Here is a 3935-nt window from a genome sequence, read left to right on the forward strand (position 1 = left end):
CGCAGATCAGCACGGTGCCAGACTCTGGCTTGCCGGCGCTGGCCCGGGTGGCCGGATCCTCAATGCCGTGATCGACGGCGTTCCGCAGCAGGTGCAGCAGCACCTCGCGCAGCTGGTCGAGCACCTGGCGATCCGCCTCGGCCCCGCCATCATCGACGCTCAGCTCGATCCGCTTGCCGGCGGCGCGGGCCATCTCGCGCAGCTGCAGGCGCAGGGGCGGGAAGAGCGTCGCCAGCGGCAGCATCCGCGTGCGCCGCACCTGGTCGTGGAGCCGGTCGGTGACGGCGGCGAGACGGGAGTGATCCGCAGCGATCTGGCGCGAGAGGTTCGCCACCGCCGCGCCGAGCTCGCCGAGCAAGCTGTTGGCCTGCTCAAGGGCCTCGACGATCTCGCGGGGCGTCCCGGCGTGCCCGACGGGATGGGCGGATGGCCCGACGCCGACGTGCTCGTCCAGGTGGTGGGTGATGGGGCGCAGGGTGGCCGGCGACGTGCGCAGGCGCGCCAGCCGGGGGCCGAGGCGCTGCCAGGTGCGCCGCCAGCGGGCGGGCAGCTCGGCCAGCGCGGCGGCCTCGCGGGCGGCCTCGCGGGCGCGCAGCGTGCAGGTCATCAGCTCGCCGGCCTCATTGAGCAGGCTGTCGAGCACGCTGGTGGGCAGGCGCACCGTGGTCGCATCCTCGCCATGCCGCGCCTGTCCGGCCGCCAGCCTGTGCTCATGCTCGGGCGCGAGCGCCGAGGCCCCTGTCGCCGAGGGCTCTGCTGGCGCGGGCGGGGCCAGATCGACAAGCGCCCCGGCCAGCGTGTCGAGCAGCGGCTGGTAGGGCGTCAGGTCGGTCGGCTCGCCGGCATCGTGGCGGGCCATCAGCGCGCCGAGGGCGTCGAGCCCGGCGTAGATCGGGTCGCACACCTTAGGCGTCAGCTCCAGATTGCCCGAGCGCGCGGCGGCGAACACATCCTCGATGCGGTGGGCGAGGCGCTCGACATCCAGCAGCCCGGCGGCGCGCGCGCCGCCCTTGAGGCTGTGCGCCTCGCGGAAGAGCTGATCGAGCAGCTGCTTGCGCTCGGGGTGGTGCGGGTCGCGCTCAAGCTCCAGCAGGAGCTCGCCTGCCGCCTGCCGGTGCTCGGCCTGCTCGGCGCGGAATGCGTCGAGCACCTGGGCCATGATGTCGGCGTCTGTGAGCATAGGGGGACCTTATGCAATTGCAGATTGTAGATTGCAGATTGCAGATTGAGCTACATGCTAATACGTCACATCTGCGCTCTGCGCTCTGCGCTTCTGCGCTTCTGCGCTTCTGCAATCTGCAATCTGCAATCCTGGCCTACAGTCGGTAGGTGGAGATTGTGCGCTGGAGCGACTGTGCGAGCGTGTGCAGGTCCTGGGCGGCGCGCTCGGCCTGGCGGGTGCTGGCGAGGGCCTGGGTGGTGGCCTGCTGGATGCTGCCCATGGCCTGGCCGATCTGCTCCATGCCGGCGGTCTGCTGCTGGGCGGCGGCGGCCATCTGGACGTTGGCCTGGGCCCCGCCCTCGACCTCGGAGGCGATGCGGTGGATGACCTGGCCGGCCTGCCCCGCCAGCCGCGCGCCCGACTCGACGCCTTTGGTGCCCTCCTCGGTGACCAGCACGGCGGCGTTGGTCGCCTTCTGGATCTCCGAGAGGATCTCGCGCACCTGCTGGGTGGCGCTCTTGGAGCGCTCGGCGAGGTCGCGGACGTGCTGGGCGACGACGGCAAAGCTGCGGCCCTGCTCGCCGGCCCGGGCGGCCTCGATCGCGGCGTTGAGCGCCAGCAGGTTGCTCTGGTCGGCCAGCTCGCTGACCGTGGTGATGATCGAGCCGATGGCCTGGGTCTGCTCGGCCAGGGCCAGGATGGTCTCGGCGATGCTCTCGACGCGGGTGCGGATCTGGCCCATGCCGCTGACGGTCTCCTCGACGGCGCCGGTGCCCTCGCGGGCGACGTTGAGGGCGGCCTGGCTGTCGTGGGCGACCTGGGCGGCCTGCTGGGCGGTCTGCTGGGCGATCGCCTTGACCTCGTCGATCGTGGTGGTGGTCTGGGTGAGCGCGGCGGACTGCTCGGCGGCGGAGGCGGCCTGCTGGGTGGTGGCGGCCATGATCTCGGCCGCCGCTGCGGCGATGTTCGCCGCCGCCTGCTGGGTCTGCGTGGTGATCTGATGCAGCCCCTCGACCATCTTATTGAGCGCGCGGCCGAGGACAGCCAGCTCATCCTGCTGGGTGTCGACGATGCTGAGCCGAGCGGTCAGGTTGCCGCGGGCCACCTCGTCGGCGAAGGATGAGTAGGCGCGCACCATCTGCTCCAGGTACTCCTTGGCCACCTGGGTCTCGCTGGCGGCGCGCAGCTCCTCGTTGGCCCGGCGCTGCTCGTCGAGCTGCGCGCGGATGGTGGTCGCCATCTGGCTGAACGCCTCGGCCAGCCGGCCGACCTCATCGACGCCCTCGGGCAGCTCGTGGCGGTCATCGATGCGGCCCCGGGCCATGCCGTCCGCCGCGCGGGCGACCAGGCCGAGCCGGCGGGCGATGCCGCTGGTTATCACCACCGAGGCGATCAGGCTGATCAGGATCGCCCCCAGCGTCCCGCCGATCAGCGTGATCTCCAGGGCGTTGGACGCCGCCAGCGACTCTTCCTGGCGCTTGGTGAGCTGATCATGCTCGCTCGCGTTGTAGTCGGCGATCATGGCGCGCATCTCGTCTAGTCGCTGCTTGCCTACGCCGCTGCTCACGCGGGCGTCCAGTTCCTCCATGCTCGCACTGCCCGCTGTAACATCGCGGCGCATCTGGATGAGCGGCTCCAGCACCTCGTCGCGCCAAGCCCGCACCTTCTGGTCAAGGCCGTCAATACCCGCTACCTCGGTGGTGTCCTGTCCATCGACCAGCGCGCGCAGCGTGACATAGGACTCCTGGTAGGCTGCGTAGCCGGCGGTGTAGGGCTCAAGGAAGATATCGTCTCCCGTCAGCAGGAATCCGCGCTCGCCGGTCTCCATATTCACCAGCTGGAGCTCGATCTCGGCGTTCTGCTCAATGATCGCGTAGGTGGTGCGCACAGCAGCCTCGCGGCGGAGGCTATCCTGAATGCCGCGATACGACATCGTCGAGACGGCGGCCATGGCGGCGAGGACGAACACCACCACGAGCAAGATTTTGTTGCGGATGCTGAGGTTGTTGAATCTGCTCATGACACGAGATCCTTATCGTACCGTAGGCGCTGGTGGCGCAGTGCTCAGGCCGCATGAGGTGAAGACGAGCCCGACTTGATCGACTGGGCGACCGTCGCGCACAGCTCGTAGGGCGCGTCGTCCTTGAACAGGTAGTCATCGGCCCCGAGATCGATCGCCTGCTGCACGCTTTTTACATTGTCGCGGTGCGTGAGCATCACCACCGGGATGGTCGATGTCGCGCGGTCGCGCTTGAGCCGGCCGAGGATCTGGAACCCGTCGAGCGAGGGCAGGTCGATGTCGAGCAGGATGAGCCGCGGCGGGTGCGCGCAGGCGGCACGCCACCCGGCGGCTCCATCGGCGACAATCTGGACGCTGTAGCCAGCTCGCTCAAGCATCAGCCTGAATCGCACTGCCTGGCTCTGGCTATCTTCGATGAGGAGGATGTCGCACATGGGGTTGCTCCAGGCTCAGCGGGCGGTGAGCAGATCACGCCCTAGAATACGCCTTACTCGACCGCCTCGGCGTTCATCGCCAGCCGGGGCTCGGCCAGCAGCAGATCGACATCCAGGTGGAGGCTTAAGGATGTGTCGACGCCGCGCACCCAGGGCTGCCCGCGCCCCGCATTTGCCGCCGGGGTTGGCGTGAGGCTGTCGGCCAGGTGGTGGACCGCCACAACGCTGTCGGCGAGCAGCCCGACGGTGATATCGCCGGACGTGATGACGAGCAGCAGGCAGCCGGGCGTCGGCCGCGCGGCGGGGATCTCGAGGAGCG

4 protein-coding genes and 1 pseudogene are annotated in these 3935 nt (G+C 69.5%); 1 reads left to right on the top strand and 4 read right to left on the bottom strand.

All coding sequences use genetic code 11. From position 1 onward, the window contains the following. A partial coding sequence (locus K2Z83_RS27965) for an Hpt domain-containing protein (protein ID WP_220598459.1) occupies positions 1-1180 on the bottom strand: 1180 nt, incomplete at its 3' end. A gap of 11 nt (positions 1181-1191) precedes the next feature. Between K2Z83_RS27965 and K2Z83_RS27970 the strand changes: the two genes are divergently transcribed. Then, on the top strand, positions 1192-1329 hold the full coding sequence (locus K2Z83_RS27970) for a hypothetical protein (RefSeq protein ID WP_220598460.1): 138 nt from the start codon (positions 1192-1194) through the stop codon (positions 1327-1329). Here the strand turns inward: K2Z83_RS27970 and K2Z83_RS27975 are convergent. The 3 genes and pseudogenes from K2Z83_RS27975 to K2Z83_RS27985 all read right to left on the bottom strand — a co-directional run. Then, a complete protein-coding gene (locus tag K2Z83_RS27975; protein ID WP_220598461.1) occupies positions 1317-3182 on the bottom strand; it encodes a methyl-accepting chemotaxis protein in 1866 nt (621 codons plus the stop codon). The two genes, K2Z83_RS27970 and K2Z83_RS27975, sit on opposite strands and share 13 nt — an antisense overlap. A gap of 44 nt (positions 3183-3226) precedes the next feature. After that, positions 3227-3616 carry a PleD family two-component system response regulator gene (locus tag K2Z83_RS27980; protein ID WP_220598462.1) on the bottom strand — a complete coding sequence of 130 codons (390 nt, stop codon included), beginning with the start codon at positions 3614-3616 and terminating at the stop codon, positions 3227-3229. Positions 3617-3669: 53 nt separating this feature from the next. Beyond that, positions 3670-3935, bottom strand: a pseudogene (locus tag K2Z83_RS27985) (chemotaxis protein CheW); the annotation flags it as partial.

The organism is Oscillochloris sp. ZM17-4 (assembly GCF_019599295.1).
Classification (GTDB): Bacteria; Chloroflexota; Chloroflexia; order Chloroflexales; family Chloroflexaceae; genus Oscillochloris.